The 5,060-nt window shown below is 55.8% G+C and carries 2 protein-coding genes; both read right to left on the bottom strand.

Annotated features, from left to right (window positions below; genetic code table 11):
* Positions 1–485: 485 nt before the first annotated feature.
* On the bottom strand, positions 486–2,669 hold the full coding sequence (rlmKL, locus tag P1S46_11430; GenBank protein MDF1537087.1) for a bifunctional 23S rRNA (guanine(2069)-N(7))-methyltransferase RlmK/23S rRNA (guanine(2445)-N(2))-methyltransferase RlmL: 2,184 nt from the start codon (positions 2,667–2,669) through the stop codon (positions 486–488).
* 300 nt (positions 2,670–2,969) lie between these two features.
* Positions 2,970–4,022 carry a mechanosensitive ion channel family protein gene (locus tag P1S46_11425; protein ID MDF1537086.1) on the bottom strand — a complete coding sequence of 351 codons (1,053 nt, stop codon included), beginning with the start codon at positions 4,020–4,022 and terminating at the stop codon, positions 2,970–2,972.
* Positions 4,023–5,060 lie beyond the last annotated feature (1,038 nt).

The raw sequence follows: 5,060 nt of genomic DNA, 5'->3' as shown, positions 1-5,060 counted from the left end.
GGAGGAAGGATAAGGAAGTTGGCCTTCACGAGGGGGAGGAAGGATAAGGAAGTTGGCCTTCACGAGGGGGAGGAAGGATAAGGAAGGGAGCCTACATGAGGGGGAGAGGGAGAATAAGGAAAGGGGCTATTGGCAGGGGGAGGAAGAATGTAGAAGTTGACTATTCAATGCTAGCAATGACGAACGTTGGTTTCCTCTGCGCCCTCCGCGGTTAGTCTGCTTTTGATCTTATCCTGCGTTCCCTGCGTCCTCCGCCGTCGCTCTTGGGGCGTCGCTTTCAGCTTTGCCCTCACATGCCGAGCTATGGCGTGACAAGCTGCGAGAGTCCGCTCTTGATCTTGCCTTTCCCTGTGATGCAACCTTCAGTCGGCTGCGCTTGTACCCTGTGGTTAGTTGGCTTTTGATCTTGCCTTCCTTTGCGTAACTTTGTGTACTTTGCGTTTAGTCAGCTCTTGATCTTGCTCTTTGCTACCAGCCGGCAGCCATCAGCCTTTCTTCTGTGTTCCGCGTTCTGTGTTCTGCGTTCTGATCTCAAAACATCGGTGAATCAGCTGCCTTCTTTTCCTGAAATCCCTGGGGATTGTCCGATCGGTGATGTCTTCCACATACAGATCTTTCAGGGTATCGGTGTCCAGTTCGAACTTGCGGCGGTTGGTGGAGAAGATAAGGATCCCGCCCGCACTCAGCAACCTGGCTGCCTGGCGGACCAGTATCCCGTGATCCCTCTGGATATCGAAATCCCCCTCCATCCCCTTGGAACGCGAATAGCTGGGAGGGTCCAGGAAGATGAGACCGTAACGGCCTTTCTCCTGAGCGATCCATTTCAGGACGTCGCCCCGGACGAACCTGTGACCGGAGCCCGTGAACCCGTTCAGTTTCATGTTGTGCCTGGCCCAGTCCAGGTAAGTGCTGGAAAGGTCCACCGAGGTGGTGGCGGCCGCGCCGCCTGCCGCGGCGTAGACCGTGGCGCTTCCCGTGTAGCAGAACAGGTTCAGGAAATCGACACCGGAGGCCATTTTCTGGATCATCGCGCGAGTAATACGATGATCGAGAAACAGACCGGTGTCGATATAATCGGTGAGGTTAACCTGGAAACTCAGACCACCCTCCCTGACCTGGATGAATTTGCCTTCCTGCCCCATCTTCCCGTACTGGGAAACGCCCCGCTGGCGGCGGCGGACCTTGAGGTGGACCCGGTCCGGGGAGACGCCGAGCACATCCCCGACAGCATCCCGGGCCGCCGCAAGGCGGGCCGCCGCACGATCCGGATCGATCCCGTCAGGGGCCTCGTACTCCTGCAGGTGAACCTCACCCTCGTACATGTCCACGGCGACATTGAATTCCGGGATGTCGGCGTCGTAGAGCCGGTAGCAGGTGATCCCTTCCCGCTCGGCCCACTTCCCCACCGTCCTGATGTTCTTGCGGAGGCGGTTGGCGAACATGAGCGCCTCCCCTTTGGCGTCGTGGCCAGGAACGGGACCGCGTCCGGGTTCGACGAACCGGTCAGGCTGGATATCGAAGTGCAGCAGGCGGCACTTGAGGTCACCATTGTACAGGTTGTTGGTCTTCACCGCCCGGATCCCCATCTCCTTGCCGAGTTCCGGGTTGCCGGTGAACACGACCGCCCTCCATCCCGGGAACCGGGCCCTGAGCTCCCGGCCCAGGGTCCCGTAAAGCCCCTTGAGCTCCTGCACCTCGCCCAGGCGCTCCCCGTAGGGGGGGTTGACCGCTACCAGCCCTTCACGGCCCCTGGCGGCGGGGGGAGGAACCAGGGAATCCACACTTCTGCGCTCGACGTGGACCTTTCCAGCAAAACCGGCACGGTCCAGGTTGGCCAGGGCCTTGCGGATGGCACTCCGTTCGGCGTCGTAACCCACCATGACGGGGAAGCGGCCGCCGCCTTCCTTCATCCGGTAGCGCGCCTCCACCTGGAGGTTGGTCCACATGCCGCTCTCGTGCTTCTTCCAGCCGGTAAATCCCCAGACGGTTCGAAATATCCCGGGAGCCACGTCGCCGGCCATGAGGGCCGCCTCGACGAGCAGGGTCCCGGAACCGCACATGGGATCCACGAAGGGGCCGTCTTCGGCAGCGATGGCCGGCCACCCGGCCCGCAGCAGGATGGCCGCCGCCAGGTTCTCCTTGAGGGGAGCTTCTCCCATATCGAGCCTGTATCCCCGCTTGTTGAGGGACTCACCGGAAAGGTCCAGGCTCACCGTGCCCTTGTCACGGGCCAGGTGAATGTGGATCCTGGCATCTGGCTGGCGCACCTGCACGGAGGGCCGCTCGCCGGTGAGTTCCCGGAAACGGTCCACGACAGCGTCCTTTGCCTTCAGCGAGGCGTAATGGGTGTGGGTGACGGTGGTGGTCTTGCCGCTGGTCTGGATCGCGAAGGTCCGGTCGGGAAAGAGGTGATCTTCCCACGCGACAGCCTTGACGCCCTTGTAGAGATCATCTTCGGTAATAACCGGAAAGGTGGCCAGGTGCAGGTGGACCCGGCTCGCCACCCGGGACCACAGGCACGCGCGGTAGGCCGTCTCCAGGGTTCCCTTGAAGGACACCCCGGCGGCGGACTCCTTCAAGTCCGTCGCCCCGAACGATTCCAGTTCCTTTGCGAGGAGGTCGTTGATGCCGAGAGGACAGGAGGCGAAGAATTCAAGTTGAGTAGACATGCTTACAGACTATGTGGATTAGATCCGTCTGTCTACTAAACTTGAATTCAGGGTTTAGCTGACAGCTAAGACCTTATTTCCTGTGAAAGCGGTGAAAGCAGATTCACCGCAAAGTCCGCAAAGTTTCGCAAAGGAAAACCTTGACCGGGGGGGGGCTCAGGCTTATGCCACAAATGCATCAAGGGCAATCGAACCACAGGGTACACCCTGAATAACGCTTACACTTCGACTTGGACATGGTCCCTCCTTTGGCGTGTTTTCCACCTTATACCACTGTCCAAATTTTGGGGACCACCTCTCTCAAGACCTCTTCTCCACGAAGAGTGTCTGCGTCGGATAGGCGAACTCGATGTTCTCCTGGCCAAAGCGCTCGTAGATCGCCAGATAGACCTTTTCCTGGATATTCATGTACAGGTTATAGTCCCGGTCGAGGACATAGTATACCGTTTCAAAATCGAGCGAATGGGCTCCGAACTTGGAAAAGTTGGAGCGGTCGAAACGCACCTGGTCCTGGGCCTCGATGGCCTCCCGTAAAATCGCCGGGATCTTCTCCAGCTTATCCTTTGGAGTCTGGTAGGTGACTCCCAGGTCAAACAGCACTCTCCTCTCATTCATGCGACCGAAGTTTCTGATCCGGCTGTTTAGCAGGTCATTGTTGGCGAAGATGATCTGCTCGCCGGACAGACTGCGAACCCGCGTGGTCTTGAGGCCCACGTGCTCCACTGCCCCCAGTTGCTCGCCCACGATGATGAAATCCCCCGCGACAAAGGGCTTGTCGAGGACGATCGACAGGGAGGCGAACAGGTCTCCGAGAATGTTCTGAAGGGCCAGGGCTACCGCGATGCCGCCAATACCAAGACCAGCGATGAGCGCCGTGATCTCAATACCAAGGTTGTTCAGGGCCAGCATGATAACGATGGCCCAGAGCGAGGCCTTTGCTATCCAGGTGATCACCGAGTAAGCCTCGAGGTTAAGTCCATCCTCCCCGTCTTTAACGGCTCTCCTGGTGATGTAAAAGTTGATCAATCCGTTGCCCCATATCCCGACCTGGAGAAACAGCAGGATGAAAACAGCGCCGTTAACAATACTTTTTATGTGAGCCGGCACAACAAGGAAAAGGGAAGAACCATAAACGGAAAGAACGAAGAACGTCGCTTTTTTTGTCCTTACACGAACAAGGTCCGCTATAAAATCATCGAGATCGGTTGTAGTTTTTGCAGCAAGAAGCTTTAGGCGCCCCCCGACCATGCGCCGCAAGAAAGTGAGCACGGTATAAATCAACATGGCCGCGGCAAGGGCAATTAACCAGGCAGTTATGCTGTTGCCAAGAATAATCCGGTCCAGAATGTGCATATCCCCTATCCTCCAGAATAAGATACTTTCTCAGATCAACCAGATATGATCCGGTCTCAATGAACAATTATAAATACATTCTTTTCATCAGTAAAATCATCAATATCAATTTCTGACATAATAATTCCTTCAAACTCAAGAAACTTAATTCTCGGTGGTGAATGCGGCGAAAAAAAGGAAAAAAGGGGTCAGGTGTTGAATTGTGGCATATCCGATTAACTTTGTCAGGCACGCCATAATTCATCCCCTTCTTATGCCTTTGATGAGCATTGGGTAACCAGTAGGCATACGCTGAAAAATAATAGATCGAAGTCAGCTCATGGACGTTGCTATCCAGGAACACCCCAGTGAGTTTCTGGAGGTTCACCCATTTAGATAAGCCTTGTTCAGGTCGCAGATAGAGTGGTAGAGGTTGAACCCATCGATGAAACATAATAGTGCGGATTTTGCCCATCACTCCCCCAAACAAAACAAACCCGCGAACCGTGGCCCGCGGGAAGCGCCTGGGCCGCAGCCCAAGGCGGGATGATGGTTAAAACTTACCAGAGTCTATTAACGGATTCAAGGACATTCCACTTGTCGGTTTTGTCGCACATTAACCAACTCCTCATCACCTCGCCTCACCTCACATTCTCAACTTTTTTTCTTTCAGGGATGCTTTATGTAAAAAAATGAGCTCCCATGATCACACCGGAGACGTTAACCGTGCCTGCTTTTACTTTGAAAAATAACGGAATCGACTCCCAGCACCTCTTCCAGGCGCGGCTAGTCATTGATTTGGGCACCCCGCGCGGGGTGCGTTGATGACTTTTTGCGAAGCCATCAAACTTCATACTCCGGCTGATCAGTTTGGAACGGAACAGGTGGTCAATTTGCCCCGGAATCGGTGGTCAGTTTGGTCCGGAATACGCAGTGCAGGGTGCAGAGAGAAACACGGGTTCTATAAAGTCGGTAAAGGCAGCCTCACCCGGGGGGGCTCCCGGCGTATGCCGTAAAGGCCCTCAAGGGCATTTACCACGGAGAAGATCGGGGAAAGGC

The sequence above is a fragment of the bacterium genome (assembly GCA_029210545.1).
Classification (GTDB): domain Bacteria; phylum BMS3Abin14; class BMS3Abin14; order BMS3Abin14; family BMS3Abin14; genus JARGFV01.
This window is presented reverse-complemented; position numbering and strand designations above follow the sequence as displayed.

What these genes read in the sequence shown, in the direction of transcription:
- rlmKL (MDF1537087.1), bottom strand. Translation starts at nt 2,669, where the DNA reads ATGTCTACTCAACTTGAATTCTTCGCCTCCTGTCCTCTCGGCATCAAC.
- P1S46_11425 (MDF1537086.1), bottom strand. Translation starts at nt 4,022, where the DNA reads ATGCACATTCTGGACCGGATTATTCTTGGCAACAGCATAACTGCCTGG.